Source organism: Streptacidiphilus monticola, assembly GCF_042658505.1.
Taxonomy (GTDB): Bacteria; Actinomycetota; Actinomycetes; order Streptomycetales; family Streptomycetaceae; genus Streptacidiphilus; species Streptacidiphilus monticola.
Genome location: NZ_JBHSQJ010000089.1, coordinates 1 through 16,978 on the forward strand (window position 1 = coordinate 1; position 16,978 = coordinate 16,978).

13 protein-coding genes and 1 pseudogene are annotated in these 16,978 nt (G+C 74.2%); 3 read left to right on the forward strand and 11 right to left on the reverse strand.

Going from position 1 to position 16,978, the window contains the following annotated elements:
* Window positions 1-303 precede the first annotated feature (303 nt).
* The 7 genes and pseudogenes from pntB to ACFP3V_RS21710 form a co-directional block, all read right to left on the reverse strand.
* Entirely contained in the window at window positions 304-1,749 is a 1,446-nt protein-coding gene (pntB, locus tag ACFP3V_RS21680; protein ID WP_380585932.1) for a Re/Si-specific NAD(P)(+) transhydrogenase subunit beta, read from the reverse strand.
* A gap of 6 nt (window positions 1,750-1,755) precedes the next feature.
* Window positions 1,756-3,327 carry a Re/Si-specific NAD(P)(+) transhydrogenase subunit alpha gene (locus ACFP3V_RS21685; protein WP_380585934.1) on the reverse strand — a complete coding sequence of 524 codons (1,572 nt, stop codon included), beginning with the start codon at window positions 3,325-3,327 and terminating at the stop codon, window positions 1,756-1,758.
* 198 nt (window positions 3,328-3,525) lie between these two features.
* Window positions 3,526-5,679: a SpoIIE family protein phosphatase gene (locus ACFP3V_RS21690; protein WP_380585936.1), complete on the reverse strand. Its 2,154-nt coding sequence runs from the start codon at window positions 5,677-5,679 to the stop codon at window positions 3,526-3,528.
* Window positions 5,680-5,792: 113 nt separating this feature from the next.
* Window positions 5,793-8,509: pseudogene (locus ACFP3V_RS21695) on the reverse strand (SpoIIE family protein phosphatase).
* Between the two features lie 565 nt (window positions 8,510-9,074).
* Window positions 9,075-9,509, reverse strand: a complete 435-nt coding sequence (locus ACFP3V_RS21700) for a CBS domain-containing protein (protein ID WP_380585938.1) — start codon at window positions 9,507-9,509, stop codon at window positions 9,075-9,077.
* Window positions 9,510-9,782: 273 nt separating this feature from the next.
* Window positions 9,783-10,418 (reverse strand): phosphatase PAP2 family protein, encoded by a 636-nt coding sequence (locus tag ACFP3V_RS21705; protein WP_380585940.1) that lies wholly within the window; start codon window positions 10,416-10,418, stop codon window positions 9,783-9,785.
* Window positions 10,419-10,530: 112 nt separating this feature from the next.
* A complete protein-coding gene (locus ACFP3V_RS21710) occupies window positions 10,531-10,959 on the reverse strand; it encodes an OsmC family protein (protein WP_380585942.1) in 429 nt (142 codons plus the stop codon).
* Window positions 10,960-11,015: 56 nt separating this feature from the next.
* On the opposite strand from ACFP3V_RS21710, the gene ACFP3V_RS21715 reads away from it, so the two are divergent.
* The 3 genes from ACFP3V_RS21715 to ACFP3V_RS21725 all read left to right on the forward strand — a co-directional run bounded on the left by ACFP3V_RS21715 (window position 11,016) and on the right by ACFP3V_RS21725 (window position 12,390).
* Window positions 11,016-11,180 (forward strand): hypothetical protein, encoded by a 165-nt coding sequence (locus tag ACFP3V_RS21715; RefSeq protein WP_380585944.1) that lies wholly within the window; start codon window positions 11,016-11,018, stop codon window positions 11,178-11,180.
* A 131-nt stretch (window positions 11,181-11,311) separates the two neighbouring features.
* Entirely contained in the window at window positions 11,312-11,881 is a 570-nt protein-coding gene (locus ACFP3V_RS21720; protein ID WP_380585946.1) for a hypothetical protein, read from the forward strand.
* A gap of 26 nt (window positions 11,882-11,907) precedes the next feature.
* Entirely contained in the window at window positions 11,908-12,390 is a 483-nt protein-coding gene (locus ACFP3V_RS21725; RefSeq protein ID WP_380585948.1) for an HIT family protein, read from the forward strand.
* 62 nt (window positions 12,391-12,452) lie between these two features.
* On the opposite strand, the gene ACFP3V_RS21730 is transcribed toward ACFP3V_RS21725, so the two are convergent.
* Genes ACFP3V_RS21730 through ACFP3V_RS21745 form a run of 4 tightly spaced genes read right to left on the reverse strand, consistent with a single transcriptional unit; the run spans window position 12,453 to window position 16,955 of the window.
* Window positions 12,453-13,682: a Glu/Leu/Phe/Val dehydrogenase dimerization domain-containing protein gene (locus ACFP3V_RS21730; protein ID WP_380585950.1), complete on the reverse strand. Its 1,230-nt coding sequence runs from the start codon at window positions 13,680-13,682 to the stop codon at window positions 12,453-12,455.
* Complete coding sequence (fahA, locus tag ACFP3V_RS21735) at window positions 13,679-14,908, reverse strand: fumarylacetoacetase (protein WP_380585952.1); 1,230 nt, start codon at window positions 14,906-14,908, stop codon at window positions 13,679-13,681. Before fahA ends, ACFP3V_RS21730 begins: the two co-directional genes overlap by 4 nt.
* On the reverse strand, window positions 14,905-15,741 hold the full coding sequence (locus ACFP3V_RS21740) for a hypothetical protein (protein ID WP_380585954.1): 837 nt from the start codon (window positions 15,739-15,741) through the stop codon (window positions 14,905-14,907). Before ACFP3V_RS21740 ends, fahA begins: the two co-directional genes overlap by 4 nt.
* On the reverse strand, window positions 15,738-16,955 hold the full coding sequence (locus tag ACFP3V_RS21745) for a homogentisate 1,2-dioxygenase (RefSeq protein ID WP_380585956.1): 1,218 nt from the start codon (window positions 16,953-16,955) through the stop codon (window positions 15,738-15,740). The genes ACFP3V_RS21740 and ACFP3V_RS21745 overlap by 4 nt, the downstream gene beginning before the upstream one ends.
* Window positions 16,956-16,978: the final 23 nt, after the last annotated feature.

The following is a 16,978-nucleotide window of genomic DNA, read 5'->3' on the forward strand; positions in this document are numbered from 1 at the left end:
GGGCGCGGGGCTGTGCGTGTGCGGCTTCGCCGTCCCGCCAGGGGCGCGAGGAACTGCGCGAGCGGCCCACCACCCACGGGGGTTCGACCGCGTGTGCGGGACGATCCTCCCCGGGTGGTGGGCCGGTCGCGCAGTTCCTCGCGCCCCTGAGGGTGCTGCCTGGTTGGTCGCGCCCGTGCGGCGGAGTCGCACATGTGTGGAGCCTCGCGCCGCTGAGGGTGCTGCCTGGTTGGTCGAGCCCGTGCGGCGGAGTCGCACAGGTGTGGAGCCTCGCGCCCCTGGGGTGCTACCCCAGAGTGCGCGTCAGCGCGAAGCGGTGGCCTGCAGGGGGGCGGGGTCGGAGACGAGCGCAGCGAGGATCTGCTCCACGCTGTCCTTCGCGTCGCCGAACAGCATGCTGCTGTTCTCGCGGAAGAACAGCGGGTTCTGCACGCCCGCGTAGCCGGAGGCCATGGAGCGCTTGAAGACGATCACCTGCTCCGCCTCCCAGACCTTCAGCACCGGCATGCCGGCGATCGGGCTGCCCGGGTCCTCCGTCGCGGCCGGGTTGACCGTGTCGTTCGCGCCGATGACCAGGACGACCGACGTGTCCGCGAAGTCGTCGTTGATCTCGTCCATCTCCAGCACGATGTCGTAGGGCACCTTCGCCTCCGCCAGCAGCACGTTCATGTGCCCGGGCAGGCGGCCGGCGACCGGGTGGACGCCGAACCGGACCTCGACGCCGCGCTCGCGCAGACGGCGCGTCAACTCCGCCACCGGGTGCTGGGCCTGGGCCACGGCCATGCCGTAGCCGGGGGTGATGATGACCGAGCGGGCCTGGGACAGCAGCTCCGCCGCTTCCTGGGCGCGGATCTCGCGGTGCTCGCCCTGTTCCTCGTCGCCGCCGCGCGGGGCCTCGATGCCGAAGCCGCCCGCGATGACGGAGAGGAACGACCGGTTCATCGCCTTGCACATGATGTAGGACAGGTAGGCACCGGAGGAGCCCACCAGCGCGCCGGTGACGATGAGCAGGTTGTTGTTCAGCAGGAAGCCCGCCGCGGCCGCGGCCCAGCCGGAGTAGCTGTTGAGCATCGAGACGACGACCGGCATGTCGCCGCCGCCGATCGAGGCCACCAGGTGCCAGCCGAGCAGCAGCGCCAGCACCGTCACCGCGACGATCAGGCCGAGGTTCGGCCCGGCCACGAACCAGACCGTGAGCGCCACGAACGCGGCCAGCGCGCCCAGGTTGAGGGCGTTCTTGCCGGGCAGCATCAGCGGCTTGGAGTTGATCCGCGCGGACAGCTTCAGGAAGGCGACGATCGAGCCGGTGAAGGTGACCGCGCCGATGAAGATGCCGATGAACACCTCGGCGTGGTGGATGCCGAGCAGGTCGTGCGCGATGGCCGTCTGCGCCGAGCCGTGGCGTTCGACCTCCAGGTAGCTGTTCCAGCCCACCAGGACCGCGGCGAGGCCGACGAAGCTGTGCAGCACGGCGATGAGTTCGGGCATCTGGGTCATCTCGACCCGGCGCGCCCGCCACAGGCCCGCGGCCGCGCCGAGCGCCATGGCGACCAGGATCAGGGCGACCGCCCCGGCGGAGATGCTCTTCGCGGCGACGACGATGGTGGCCACCAGGGCCAGGGCCATGCCCGCGATGCCGTAGACGACTCCGGCGCGCGAGGTCCGGTGCTGCGAGAGCCCGGCCAGGCTGAGGATGAACAGCAGGGCGGCGACCAGGTCCGCCGCGTGGGCGGCTGTCAGGGACGTCATCGGGCCTCAGCGCCTTTCCGGAGAGGTCGAGAACATCGAGAGCATGCGGCGGGTGACCGCGAAGCCACCGAAGATGTTGACGCTGGTGAGCAGGATGGCCACGGCGGAGAGGACCGTGACGACCATGCTCTCGTGGCCGATCTGCAGCAGGGCGCCGATGACGACGATGCCGGAGATCGCGTTGGTGACCGACATCAGTGGCGTGTGCAGCGCGTGGTGCACCTTGCCGATGACGTAGTAGCCGATGACCACCGCAAGGGCGAACACCGTGAAGTTCTCGGCCAGTTGGGCCGGGGCGAAGCCGACCAGCAGGAACATGGCGAGCATCGCGAGGCCGATCAGCGAGAAGCGGGCCCGGGCCGTGAGCCGGGGCTGCTTGGCCTCGACCGCATTCGGGGCCTCAGCCTTGGGCGCGGCGGCGGGGGCGGCCGAGACGGAGACGGGCGGCGGCGGCCAGGTGATCTCGCCGGCGCGGACCACGGTCACGGCGCGCTGCACGACGTCGTCGAAGTCCAGCGTCAGCCGGCCGTCCTTGCCCGGGGTGAGCAGCTTGAGCAGGTTGACCAGGTTGGTGCCGAACAGCTGGGAGGCCTGGGCGGGGAGCCGGGAGGCCAGGTCGGTGTAGCCGATCAGGGTGACGCCGTTGTCGGTGACCACCGCCCGGCCGGCCACCGTGCCCTCGACGTTGCCGCCCTGGGCGGCGGCCATGTCGACGACGACGCTGCCCGGCTTCATCGCGGCGACGTCCGCGGCGGTGAGCAGGCGCGGGGCCGGGCGGCCCGGGATCAGCGCGGTGGTGATGACGATGTCCACGTCCTTGGCCTGCTCGTGGTAGAGCTCGGCGGCGGCGCGGTCGTAGTCGGCCGACGTGGCCTTGGCGTAGCCGTCGGTGGACGCCTCCTGGGCCACGTTGACCGGGAGGTACTCGCCGCCCAGGGACTTGACCTGGTCGGCCACCTCGGGCCGGGGGTCGGTGGCGCGGACGATCGCGCCCAGGCTGGAGGCGGCGCCGATCGCCGCCAGGCCGGCCACGCCGGCCCCGGCGACGAGGACCTTCGCCGGGGGGACCTTGCCGGCCGCGGTGACCTGGCCGGTGAAGAAACGGCCGAAGACGTGCGCGGCCTCGATGACGGCCCGGTAGCCGGCGATGTTCGCCATGGAGGACAGCACGTCCATCGACTGGGCCCGGGAGATGCGCGGCACGGCGTCCAGGGCCAGGACCGTGATCGGGCGCGTGGACAGCGCCTCCAGCAGGTCGGCGCGCTGGGCCGGGGCGATCAGGGAGATGAGGGTGGCGCCGTCGCGCAGCTTCGCGATCTCGTCCGTCGAGGGCGCGTTGACCTTGAGGACGATGTCGGCCGCCCAGGCGTCGCCGATGCTCGCGCCCGCCTCGGTGTAGGCGTCGTCGGAGAAACCGGAGGCCGAGCCGGCCTCGGACTCCACCACGACCTCGTAGCCGAGGCCGAGGATCTGACGCACGGTCACCGGCGTCGCGGCCACCCGGGTCTCGCCGGCGGCGGACTCGGCGACTACGCCGACGCGCTGGGGCGGGGGCTGGGGTGGTTCTTGTGCGGACATGTCACGGGTCTCCCTCGTTGGAGGCTCGGATGATCGCGGCGCGGGGGCGCGCCGGGGGTTGTCGGTACAGGCGGCGGCAAGGGGGAACGGGAATCTCCTCCCCTTGACCGGAAGAAAGTACTCCTGTGCCGTCGCCGTGCCGATGGCCTGCGGAAGATCGGCTCGGTGACATGATTCACTCCGCCCGCTGCGGGCGGCTCACTCGGCCACGAGCACCAGCACCGCCTGGTCGTCGTCGCAGACCCCGCGGGCGAAGGCGTCGACCGCGCCGACGACCGCGTCCAGCAGCGCCTGCGCGTCGGCGGGCCCGGAGACGGAACGGAGCACGTCGGCCAGGCGCTCCTCGCCGAACATGTCGCCGGCCGGGTTGCGGGCCTCCAACAGGCCGTCGGTCACCAGGACGAGCGCGTCGCCGCTTCTCAAGTCCACGGTCTCCAGCGGGAGTTCGGGGTCCTCGGTGACGCCGAGCAGCTGGCCCACGGCCTCGGTGGGCCGCACCGTGCCGTCCGCGCGGCGCACCAGCGGCGCCGGGTGGCCCGCCTGGACCAGGCTGACCGCCATGCCGTCGCGCACCGGCCGCAGCTCGGCGTAGACCAGCGTGACGAAGCTCTCGCTGTCGGTCCGGTCCAGCAGGGCGTCGTTGACGGAGCGGGCGACCGCGTCCGGCGTCGGCAGCAGCGGGGCGACCGCGCGGGCGGTGTTGCGGACCAGGGCGGTGGTCGTCGCCGCGTGCGCGCCGCGGCCGCAGACGTCGCCGATCACCAGGCCCCACCAGTCGCCGGGGAGCGGGAACACGTCGTAGAAGTCGCCGCCGATGTCGAGCCCCTCGCCGGCCGGGCGGTAGGAGGCGGCCAGGCGGGCGCCGGGCACCTCCGGGAGCGCGGCCAGCAGCAGACCGGCCTGCAGGTCGCGGGCCAGCTTGGCGCGGCGGTCGTACTGGCGCGTGGTCTCGGCCCCGGCCGCGGCGGTGCGGGCCAGCTCCTCGGCGAGCGCGACCGTGCGCTGGTCGAGCGGTCGCTCGGCGGTGGCGAGCAGGGTGAGCGCGCCGAAGGTGTCGCCGCGCGCGGTCAGCGGCAGGCAGATCTGCCCGGTGACGGCGAGCCCCAACTCCGGCCAGGGACCGGCCGGGACGGTCCGGGTGACCTCCTTGACCCCGGTGGCGAGCACCCGCTCCACGGGCGAGTCGGCGGGCCGGGAGGCCAGCAACTGCCGGATCCGGTCCGGGAGTTCAGGGTCGACCGCGACGGCCGCGCGCCGGATCCGGCCCTCCTCGCGCACGTCGATCACGCAGACCGGGCCCAGCGCCGGAACCGCGAGGCGGGCCAGCTGCTGCAGGTTCTGCGGGAAGTGCGCCTCCTCGCTGACGGCGGTGCTGGTGCGCAGCACGAACGCCAGGTCGGCGCTGGCCTGCTGGACCTGCGCCTGGGCACGGCGCCTGGCCTGCTCGGCCCGGTCCCGCTCGATGGCCAGCGCGGCCGTGCGGGTGAACACGATGCTGAGGTCCAGGTCCTCCTCGCGCAGCTCCCGGGGGGTGCGGTGGTACATGGCGAAGGTGCCCAGCAGCTCCCCGGCGCTGGACATGATGGGCGAGGACCAGCAGGCCGCCAGCCCCGCGCGGAGCGCCGCGGTGCGGTAGCCGCCCTCCCACAGCGGGTCGCTCGCGATGTCCGAGACGACGACCATCTCCCGGCGGTAGGCGGCGGTACCGCAGGAGCCGGCGCCGGGCGCGATCGGGGTGCCGTCGACGGCCTTGTTGTAGCTGTCCGGAAGGCTCGGCGCGGCGCCGTGGACCAGCCGCCGCCCGGTCCCGTCCACCAGCAGCACCGAGCCGATCACCTTGGGGGAGAGCTTCTCGATGGCCCGGCACATGCCGTCGAGCACCTCCGGCAGGGGCGCGTCGCGGGCGATCTGTTCGAGCAGGGCCTGCTGCTCGGCGGCCAGCTTGAGCGCGGCGCGCTGCCGGGTGACGTCCACGGCGATGAAGGCGACGCCGGTGATCCGGCCGTCGGCGCGGCGGCGTGGCTCGAAGCTGAAGTCGAACCAGCGGCGGCGGGCCCGCCCGAGCGGCCCGAGCAGCACGTCTGCGCTGTGGGCGACGTAGGGCACGCCGTCGCGGTAGACCGCGTCGAGGATGTCGAGCAGCCCCTGGTGGACCAGCTCGGGCACGATACGGGCCACCGGCTGCCCGATCGAGCCCTCGCTCCGGGCACGGCCGACGACCTCGAAGAAGGCCTCGTTCGCGCCCTCGAGGCGGTGCTCGGGCCCGGCGAGGGCGGCGAAGACGACGGGGGCATGGGCGAACAACCCGGCCAGCTGGTCGGGCAGCGCGGCGGCGTCGGCGGAGCTTCTCATCGCGAACCTCCTTACCGTGCAGGTGCCCGCGATCAGCTCGTTCACCGTACCCATGCGCCGCAGGGGCCACAACGCGGCGGGACGCACGGATTCGGCGGCTGCCCCGGGTGGGCTCAGTCGAGCGGCAGCTCGGCCCAGATGACCTTGCCGGTGGCGGTGTAGCGGGTGCCCCAGCGCTCCGCGAACTGGGCGACCAGGAACAGGCCGCGGCCGCCCTCGTCGGTGGCCCGCGCCCGGCGCAGGTGCGGGGCGGTGCTGCTGGCGTCCGCGACCTCGCAGACCAGCCGCCCCTCGCGCAGCAGCCGGACCCGGATCGGCCCCTCGGCGTAGCGGATGGCGTTGGTGATCAGCTCGCTGAGGATGAGCTCCACGGCGAAGGCGAGCCCGGGCAGGCCCCAGGCGTCGAGCCTGGCGGCGACCTCGGCGCGGATCCCCGCCACCGCGGCGAAGTCGGTGGCGACGTCCCACTCGGCGACCTGGTCGGCCGTCAGCAGCCGGGTCCGGGCGACCAGCAGTGCGATGTCGTCCTGCTGACGCTGGTTCTGGCCGGGTGGCAGCAGGGAGTCCAGGACGGCGGCGCAGGTGCGCTCCGGGGAGCGGTCGCGGCCCTCCAGCGAGCGGCGCAGCCGCTCCAGGCCCTCGTCCAGGTCGTGCTGGCGGGACTCGACCAGGCCGTCGGTGTAGAGCACCAGCAGACTGCCCTCGGTGAGTTCCAACTCGGCTGTTTCGTACGGAAGTTGGGCAATGCCGAGGGGAGGTCCGGCGGGGACGTCGGGGAAGCGGACGGTGCCGTCCGGGGCCACCACGGCGGGCGGCAGGTGGCCCGCGCGGGCCAGGACGCAGCGCCCGGAGGCAGGGTCGTAGACGGCGTAGAGGCAGGTCGCGCCGGTGATCGCCGCGGTGTCCGCGGCGGCGGCCTCCGCGTCCAGCCGGGCCACCAACTCGTCCAGGTGGCCCAGCAGTTCGTCCGGGGCGAGGTCGAGGGAGGAGAAGTTGAGCACGGCCGTGCGCAGCCGCCCCATGGTTGCCGCGGCGTGCAGGCCGTGGCCGACGACGTCGCCGACGACCAGCGCGACCCGGCCGCCGGGCAGCGGGATGACGTCGAACCAGTCGCCGCCCACGCCCGCCTGGGCCGGCAGGTAGCGGAAGGCCGCGTCCACGGCGGCGGTCACCGACTCGGGCAGGGCGCGGGGCAGCAGGCTGCGCTGCAGGGTCTCGGCGAGGGCGTGCTCGCGGGTCCAGCGGCGGGCGTTGTCGAGGCAGAGCGCGGCGTGCGCGACCAGCTCCTCGGCCAGCCGGACGTCGTCCTCGGGGAAGGCCCCGGGTTTGAGCATCCGCCAGAAGTTGACGACGCCCATGGTCACGCCGCGGGCCCGGATCGGGACGGTGATCGCGGAGTGCACGCCGTAGGCGATGATCTGCTGGGTGTAGGCCGGGTTCTGCGCCTGCCACGCCGGGTCGTCGGCCAGTTCCGGCACCAGCGAGGTGCGGCCCTCACTGAGGCTGCGGGCGGTCAGCGAGTCGGGCGAGAAGAAGAGCACCCGGCCGACCGGGTAGAAGGGCGCGTCGGCGCGGATGCCGCCGCGGGCCACGCGCTGCATCCGCAGCTCCCCGGCCGGGGTCAGTTCGGCGCCCGCGAGCACCTCCTCGCCCAGGTCCACGGTCACGAAGTCGGCGAAGCCGGGGACGGCCGAGTCGGCCAGCTCCTGGGCGGTGCGGGTGACGTCGAGGGTGGTGCCGATGGCACGGGTCGCCCGCTGGAGCAGCCGCAGCCGGCCCCGGGCCTCGTCGGCGGCCCCGGACAGCGCCTGCAGCTCGGTGGAGTCGCGCAGGGTGGCCACCCGGCCGGCGGGTCCGCCGTCGCGGTCGGTCGAGCGGACGTTGACCAGCAGCAGCCGGTCACGGGTCGTCAGCAGGCGGTCGGAGACGGCCTCCTGGGACGCGAGCCAGGACGTCAGGGCGCGCGGCAGGTCGAGTTCGGCGAGGGGCTTGCCCTGGGAGTCCGGGCCGAGGCCGAGCAGCCGCCGGGCCTCGTCGTTGGCGAGCAGCAGCCGGCCGCCGCCGGAGAAGATCACCACGCCCTCGCGGACCGCGTGCAGGACCGCGTCGTGGTGCTCGTACATCCGGGTCAGCTCGACCGGCCCCAGCCCCCGGGTCTGGCGCCGGAGGCGGCGGCNCTCACCAGCCCGGTGCCGACGGCGGACAGCGCGAGGGCGCCTGCGGCGCCCCCGAGGAGCAGCGGGAGCTCGCGGTGAGTGGCCCCGGAGATGTTGCTGAGGGTGACACCCGCCGAGACCAGGCCGACGACCTGGTGCACCGGGTTCTCGACCGGGACGATCGCCTGGACCAGCGGCCCGATCGTCCCGTTGACCTGCTCGACCACGGGCTGCCCGGCGAGGGCGGGGGCGATGTTGCCGACGAACTTCTTGCCGATCCGGTCGGGGAGGGGGTGGGTGTAGCGGATGCCGCGGGTGTTGGTGACGACGACGAAGTCGACGTTGGCGGCGACGCGGGTGGCCTCGGCGCGGGGCTGCAGGATCGCGGTGGGATTCGGGGAGGCGAGGGCGGCGACGATGCCGGGGGAGTTGGCGAAGGTCTGCGCGACGGCGAGGGAGCGGTCGCGGGCCTGCTGCGTGGAGTCGTGCTCCGACTGGAGCAGGAGTTCCGCGACGGCGGCGGCGGTGAGCAGGGCGACGATGAGCAGCTGCAGCACGAGCACCTGGCCCGCGAGGCTGCGGGAGCGCAGCCAGGAACGCGCCCGGCCCCGCAGTCCCGAGGCAGGCGTTCCGCCCCGACGCCGGGGGCTCTCCACGTGCGCGGCTCCTCCCATCCACAGCTGACCCCCGGCCCCAAGCCTCACCCGCGCGCCCCGCCCCTGCACCCCGACGAGTCCCATGCCCCCCGCGCGTCGTCTGCCCTCCGGGTCGCCGGGCACCGGCCATCCGCCCATGCCTCGGCTTTCGGCGGTGCTGCCTTGGGCCGGGCTCGGCTTCGGTGCTGCCTTGAGCCGGGCTCGGCTTCGGGGGTGCGGCCTTCGGCCGGGCCCGCCTTCGGGGGTGCCGTCGCGAGGGCGACCGCGGAGGCGAAGCTGGAGGTGGTGCTCGCGGAGGACACCCGGACGCCCGGGGAGGGCGAATGGGGGCGGCCTGCGCGGCGGTTCGCGTTCCGTGCTGTCGCACGGACGCGCGCCGGGGCGGCGCACCCGCGCATGGCGGGTCACAGACCTGAGGCGAGCTCGAATCGCCCGCCACGAACTCGCCGTCCCGCCAGTGGGCCCGGAACCGGCCGCGTACTGCGCCAACGGACAGACGCGGAACGGCGGATGAGCACACGGCAGGAGACGCGGGAGGCGCGCCCCACTCCGGGCCCTGGAGCGGCGGTCCGCAGGGGACCGCTCACTGGGTCATGTACATCTTGTCCATGAACTCGAGGATCTGCTGGTCCGTCAGGCGCTGACCCTCGCGGTGGCCGGACGCCAGGTCCACCTCGCTGATCATGCCGACCAGCCGCTCGTTGTCGATCACGGGAATGCGGCGGATCTGGTGCTGCTCCATCTTCCGCAGCACCGTCTCCATGTCGTCGTCCGCCCGCACGCAGTGCAGGTGGCCGGCCAGGTCGCGGGCCTTCGTCGCGCCCGGGTCCTTGCCCTCCGCCAGACATCGCAGCACGATGTCGCGGTCGGTGATGATGCCCATCAGCTTCTGGTTCTCGCCGCAGATCGGGAGGGCGCCCACCTGGTGGTCGCGCATCATCCGGGCGGCGTCGAGCAGCGACTCGTTCTCGCCGACGCAGACGGCGCCGGCATGCATCACATCACGAGCCTTCGTCATCGAAGACCTCCTTGCCGGACCCCTCCGCGGCCGCCGGTCTGCGGCCGGCACTGGGTGGGAGAGGGGTTTCCGCTCCTCACCCTAGGGACTCGGGCCGGTCGCCGCGCGGCGGCGGGACCGACCGGGTCGCGGCCTGTTCATTGCCCTGCTCGGCACAGAGCCAACTGCCGTCGCAGACCTAGCAGTTGAGCGAACGCGACGGCACCGCTGCGGCCCGCAGGGCGGCACCTCGGCACCGCTCGCGGCGCGGCGGCGGGGCGGCAGGGTCGGCTCTCAGCGCGCCCACGAGAAGACCAGCCCCGCCGTCACGGCTCCGACGAGGGCGCCGACGACCGTCTGTGCGGCGGTGTGGTCCCGCAGCACCACCCGGGACCAGGAGACGACGGCGACGACCGCCAGCCCGCACCACCACCAGGCGCTCAGCGCCAGTGCCAGCATGGCCACGGCGCCCGCCGTGACGGCCGCGTGGATGCTGACCTTCCAGCGCAGGCCGGCGGTGATGCCCAGGATCGGGACCAGCGTCGCCAGCATGGCGACCAGCATCGCGGACAGGTCGCGCGGGGCGCCGAGCACCAGCATCAGCACCAGGCCCGCCACCACGCTCAGCGCCACCAGCGGCAGGACGACGGACCGCTTGGACCGGTCGCCGACATAGCGGTCCTCGACCCGCCCGCGCCGCATGCCCAGGGTGATCAGGCCCTGCGGGATCACGCCCGCGAACAGGGCCGCCAGCAGACCCCAGCCGACGCCGGACCAGTGGTGGCGCAGCGCGCCGAAGAGGACCAGCACCCCGACGATGACGTTCTGCGGATCGACCGCGCGGGTCACCGTCCGCGCCAGGCGCGCGGCCGCCCCCGCCCGCTCGGCGTCCCGGGCGGTGGTGCCCGGTGCGGGCTCGGTCTGCGTCATGCGGAGGTCCCCCTGCTGCTCACTCGTGCGACACGGTCAGGTCGGCGAGCAGCAGGGTAGCCGGGGGCTGCTGACGGGGCGTCAGCGGGCGGCGCCCCGTCGTCCCGGGCGGTCAGGCGTCCGCCACGACCGCCTTGACCGGGGCGCCGGACTCGATGGTGCGGCTGACCGTGCAGAGCTTGTCGTGGGAGGTGGTGACCGCGCGGGGCAGGATGGCGCGGGCCCGGTCGCCGCCCTCGCCCTCGGGGAACGCGACCGTGAAGGTGACCTGAAGGTCCGTCATCCGGTTGCCCTGCTCGTCGCTGATCTTGTGACCGGTGACCGTCACCGTGAAGCGGTCCGGCTCCGCGTGGCGGGAGGTGGCCACGTCCACGTCGGCCGCCGTGCAGCCGCCGATGGCGGCGAGCAGCAGCTCGACCGGGGAGAACTCGGCGTCGCCCGCGGTGCCGAAGGCCAGGGTTCCGCCGCGGGCGTTGGTCGCGGTGTAGTGCCCGGTGGAGGTGCGCTCGACGGTGATGGAGCGGAGGGTGTCGTCGGTCATGGGCACGACCCTAACCCCCGGTGGCTGCCCCGGCGGTGGCAGCCCAAGCTGAACCCATGAGCGATGACAAGGTGATCGACGCCTGGACCGAGCGGCTGCGCCGGGAGGCGCCCGGGCTCTCCGCCGAGCAGGCGCGCGGTTTCGTCCACGACCTGTACTTCGCGGCCCAGCGGGCCCTCGACGAGGAGCAGGCGGAGGCGGACCTGGAGCGGGACGAGTAGCCGGGTTCCATGCGCGCGGTGACGCGGTTTCACCTGATCCGGTGATCTCCGCCCCGGGTCGCCCGGACGGCCGCGGCGCGTCGGGTTGACTCGGGGTCAGGGAGAGCGGACGGCGCGGGGGAGGGCCCGGCATGGGGGAGCGGAGTCGGACGGCAACGGTGGCGCTGCCGCGCCAGCGGACCGGGACGCGGCCTGCGGTGGTGGGCGTCGCCCTGGATCGACGAGCGGGCGCGGGCGGGCCGCTCCCGCCGGCCGTGGCGACCGCCGCGTCGCTCGCGGCGGCGTGGCGGTCCGCCGCCCGGGCCGACCAGGTGCCCGCCGGGATACCCGGCCTGAGCGGCCGTCGGCGCACGGCCGCCGGCCGCTCTCCCGGGAGGGTGGCGAAACGATTCGGCGCGACGCTGGGGCCCGGCGGGGTCGGGCTGGTCACCGCGGCCGTCGATGCGGTCGTGGCCCGCCACTTCGCGGCGGCACCGGCCGCACACGCCGGCCTCTTCCTGGCCCTGGCCCTCGTGGGTCTGCTGCTCCCCCTCGCGGCGGGCTACCGATTCGCCCGCGCCGCCCGGCACGGGCGCGGCGGCGCCGGGCAGGCGGCGGCGTGCGCGGCGTTCGCCTACGCGGGCGCGCTCCTCGCCTTCGGCGTCCTCGGCCTGGTCCTGCTCAACGACCTCGGCGCCCGCCTGAGTCCGCCACCCCACTGACCGAGGGCCGGGGTAACTTGGGCCCGGTGACGGAGGATTGGCGGCGGGACCGCATCGGCAGCGCGCTGCGCGGCACGAACCCGACGGTGCTGCGCCGACTGGACGCGGGCTTCGCGGTGCTCGGGGACGTCCAGTTCCTCCCCGGCTACGCGGTGCTGCTCGCGGACGACCCGGGAGCGCAGCGCCTCACCGACCTGCCGAGGCCGCGCCGCGCCGCGTTCCTGGCGGACCTGGACCGGCTGGGCGAGGCGGTGGAGCGGGTCTGCGGCCGGCTCGACCCCGCGTTCCGGCGCGTCAACCTGGAGATCGTCGGCAACACCGACCCGTTTCTGCACGCGCACATCTGGCCGCGGTACGCCTGGGAGCCCGCCGAACACGTCGCGCGTCCGGTCTGGCTGTACCCGCGGGAGCGGTGGAGCGACCCGGCCACCGCGCTGGGCCCGCGGCACGACGTCCTGCGCGCGGCGCTCACCGCCGAACTGGACCGGCCGGCACAGCAGGGGGACTGACGCCGAGTCAGCCCCCGCTCACGCCGGTGCCCCCGGATGGGCGGGGGCACCGGCGTGGGGTGTCAGCCCAGCTGGTCGAGGGCGATGGAGAAGGCCGTGGCCGCGAGGCCCGTGGGGTCGGGGGAGCGGTCGTGGCAGCGGCGCAGGGCGTCCGCGATGGTGCGGGAGACGTCGTCGAAGACGGCGGCGTCGGTGACCTGGGTGGTGGTGCCGTCCATGAGCAGGGCGAAGGTGCGGGCCATGCCGCAGTTGGCGAGGAAGTCGGGGATGACCGCCACGCTCTTGTCCGCGTGCTCGTAGGTCGGGCCGTAGAAGATCTCCCGGTCCGCGAAGGGCACGTTCGCACCGCAGGCGATGACCTCCAGGCCGGCCGCGGTCAGCCGGTCCACCTGCTCCTGGGTGACCAGGCGGGACGCCGCGCAGGGGAGGAAGACCTCGGCGCCGGTGTCCCAGATCCGGGCGTCGGTCTCCGCGAACGGCAGCATGCCGTCCGCCTGCAGGGTGTTGCCCCGGCGGTTCAGGAACAGCTCGCGGACCTCCGCCTCGCCCAGGCCCTGCGGCACGAGGAGCCCGCCGTCGCGGTCGATGACGCCGACGATCCGCGCCCCCGCCCGGGCCGCGTAGTACGCGGCGGCCGCGCCGACGTTGCCCCAGCCCTGGACGACGACCCGCTTCCCCGCCAGCTCCCCGCCGTAGGTGGCGTAGTAGTGGCGGACCGACTCGGCGACGCCCCAGCCGGTGATCAGGTCGGAGACCGTCCAGCGGCGGGCCGGGTCGGGGGAGAACCGCGGGTCCTCGACGACCTTGGCCACGCCTTGCCGCAACTGGCCCACGCGGCGCACCAGTTCGCGGTCCCCGGGGCCGTAGTGGCCCTGGACGACGCCCTCCTGCGGGTGCCACAGGCCCAGGGCCTCGGTCAGCGGGACGACCTCCGCCATCTCGTCCACGTTGAGGTCGCCGCCGGTGCCGTAGTAGCTGCGCAGCAGCGGGGTGATCGCCTGGTACCAGCGGGTCAGCACGCCCTCCTTGCGCGGGTCGCGCGGGTCGAAGTCGATGCCCGACTTCGCGCCGCCGATGGCCGGGCCGGAGACGGTGAACTTGATCTCCATGGTCTTGGCCAGCGACTCGACCTCGTGCCGGTCGAGGCCGGCCCGCATCCGGGTGCCGCCGCCGGCCGCGCCGCCGCGCAGCGAGTTGATGACGACCCAGCCCTTGGCCGGGGTCTCGGTGTCGTGCCATTCGAAGACGATCTGCGGGGCCTTCGCCTCGAACTCGGCCAACTGGGCCTTCACGACTGCTCCTTGGGGTCTTGCTGGGAAAAGTGGGGGTGGTCGGCGGCGGGCAGGATGCGGCCGGCGACCTCGCCGAGGCCGATCCGGGTGCCGTCCGGGCCGGGGGCGGTGGCGGAGATGACGACCTCGTCGCCGTCCTCCAGGAAGGACCGGGTGGTGCCGTCCGGCAGGGTGATCGGGTCCTGGCCGCCCCAGCTGAGCTCCATCAGGGAGCCGCGCTGGTCCTTCTCGGGGCCGCTGACCGTGCCGGAGGCGAACAGGTCGCCGGGGCGTACGGTCGCGCCGTTGACGGTCATGTGGGCCAGCATCTGCGCCGGGGTCCAGTACATCGACGCGTACGGCGGCCGGGAGACGACGTGCCCGTTGAGGCGGACCTCCAGGTCCAGGTCCAGGCCCCACGGCCGGCCGCCGGTCAGGTACGGCAACGGCTGCGGGGCCTGGACCGGCGGCGCCACCCTGGCGTGCTCGAGAGCGGCGAGGGGGACGACCCAGGGGGACACGGAGGTGGCGAAGGACTTGCCCAGGAAGGGGCCGAGCGGCACGTACTCCCAGGCCTGGATGTCCCGCGCGGACCAGTCGTTGACGAGGCAGACCCCGAAGACGTGGTCGGCGAAGTCGGCCGGGGCGAGCGGCTGTCCGGGCTCGGTGCCCGCGCCGACGACGAAGCCGACCTCGGCCTCGATGTCGAGGCGGCGGCACGGCCCGAAGCCGGGTGCCGCGTCGGTCGGGGCCTTGCGCTGGCCGTTCGGGCGCACCACCGGCGTGCCGGAGACCACGACGGTGCCGGAGCGGCCGTGGTAACCGATGGGGAGGTGCTTCCAGTTGGGGGTGAGCGGTTCCGAGTCGGAACGGAACATCCGGCCGATGTTGCTCGCGTGGTGCTCGCTGGCGTAGAAGTCCACGTAGTCGCCCACGGCGAAGGGCAGGTGGAGGCGCACCCGGTCGAGGGGGAGCAGCGCCGGCTCCACCGTGCCGCGCCACCGCTCGTCCGTGAGCAGCTCGGTGACCCGGGCGCGGACCTCGTCCCAGCGTGAACGCCCCTGCGCCAGGAAGCCGTTGAGCGCCGGCTCGGCGAACACCGGGTCGTCCAGCGCGGCGGCCAGGTCCAGCACCTGGTCGCCGATGCGGACGCCGACGCGCGGCGCGGCGTCCGCGGTCGAGAACACCCCGTAGGGCAGGTTCGTCAGACCGAAGGGCGTGCCCTCCGGTACGGCGAGCCAGGTCATGCGTCAGTCTCCTCGGGGCGGCGCACCAGGCCCAGTGCGGTCAGGTCGGTGATCGGATCGGTGATGCTGCAGGTCCCGAAGGACACGAAGCGGCCGCGCGCGCGGGCCAGGCGCCCGTCCTCGGCGGCGACGGCGGCCCGGCGGGCCACCTCCTGGTGCGAGCGCTCGGCCAGGAGCGCGGCCAGCTCGGCCTCGTCCGCGCCGTGCAGGGCGGCGTCGGTGGCGAGCAGGACGTTGAGGAAGCCGTGCTGCTCCAGGTCGCCGTCCGTGTGCCGCACGGCGTGGTGCAGTCCGGCGGTGCACTTGAACGGCAGCTCTCGCTCGACGGCGGCGAGAATCGAGCGGGCCAGCTCGGCCTCGTCCGGATGCGCCTGCGGGACCAGGCCGCCGGTGCGGAACTTGGCCCGGTGCCGGGTTCCGGCGAGGGCGTCGAGGACGTCCGTGCGGCGGGTGTCGCGCGGCACTTCGAGGTAGCCGGTGACGTTGTCGGGCAGCTGGGCGTCGAGGGCGGCCACGGCCTCGGCGGCCGGGACGGACTCGGGCAGCACGACCTCCACCGCGACCAGCCGCCCGAGCGGGTGGCGCGCGAAGGCGTCCAGCACGGGGGCCAGGGCCGACGGTCCGTCAGGAACCGTCAGGCTCAGGTCCACTGGGGCCGCCACCTCGCCGGCCCGGGCGGCCGGGCAGACGAAGGAGCCAACGAACGGGGCGTACCAGGACGCGCGATGGGCCTGGTGCGCCGGGACGGCCTGGGGCAGCGGCAGGTCGCCGGGCGGGAAGACGGCGGCGTCGTCCAGGAGCCCGTGGAGTGCCTCTTCGGCGAGTGCGCTCATGACGGCGTACCTCCCTGCCGGGCCCAGGTCCAGGCGTACTCCGGATCCTCCGACGGCTGTCCGGCGAGGCCGAGTTCGAGCGGGCGGAAGGTATCCACCATGACCGCCAGCTCGTCGAAGAACTCGGCGTCCAGCGAGCGCTCGACGGCGCCCGGCTGCGGGCCGTGCGAGTGGCCGCCGGGGTGCAGCGAGACGCTGCCCTGCCCGATCCCCGAGCCGCGGCGGGCCTCGTAGTTGCCGCCGCAGTAGAACATGACCTCGTCGGAGTCCACGTTGGCGTGGTAGTAGGGCACCGGCACCGCGAGGGGGTGGTAGTCCACCTTGCGCGGCACGAAGTTGCACACCACGAAGTTGCGGCCCTCGAAGACCTGGTGCACGGGCGGCGGCTGGTGGACGCGCCCGGTGATCGGCTCGAAGTCGGCGATGTTGAAGGTGTACGGGTACAGGCAGCCGTCCCAGCCGACCACGTCGAAGGGGTGGCGCGGCTGGACGTGCACCGTGCCCGCCTGTCCGCCCGGGCCGGAGCCGCGGTGGCGGACGTACACCTCGGTCTCGCCCTCGGCCACGACCAGCGGCTCGGCCGGGCCGTGCAGGTCGCGCTCGCAGTAGGGCGCGTGCTCCAGCAACTGCCCGTAGCGGGACAGGTAGCGCCTGGGCGGGGCGATGTGGCTGTCCGCCTCGATCACGTAGGCCCGCAGCGGTGCCCCCGGGTCGGGGAGCCAGCGGTGCGTGGTGCCGCGCGGCAGCACCACGTAGTCGCCGGAGCGGACCGGCAGCACGCCGAACGTCGTCTCCACCGTGCCGCCGCCGGACTCGACGTAGACGCACTCGTCGCCGACCGCGTTGCGGTACAGCGGGCTCGGCGCGTCGGCGGCCACATAGGACAGCCGCACGTCGGCGTTGCCGAGCACCAGGCGGCGGCCGGTCACGACGTCCACGGGCGCCGCCGGCTCCGCCGGCACCCCGGGGAAGAGGGCGTGCAGGCGGAAGTGCCGGGGAATCAGCGGGGAGTTGGGGACGGTGCGCTGGTCGGGCAGCTCCCAGGAGCGGGCACCGACCAGCGCCGAGGGCACGCCCTCGTGGTAGAGCAGCGAGGAGTCGGAGGAGAAGCCCTCCTCGCCGACCAGCTCCTCGTAGTAGAGGCCGCCGTCCGGTCGGCGGTGCTGCGTGTGGCGCTTGGGCGGGACGTGGCCCACCCGGCGGTAGTACGGCATGTCGGGGCGTCTCCTCCGCAGCC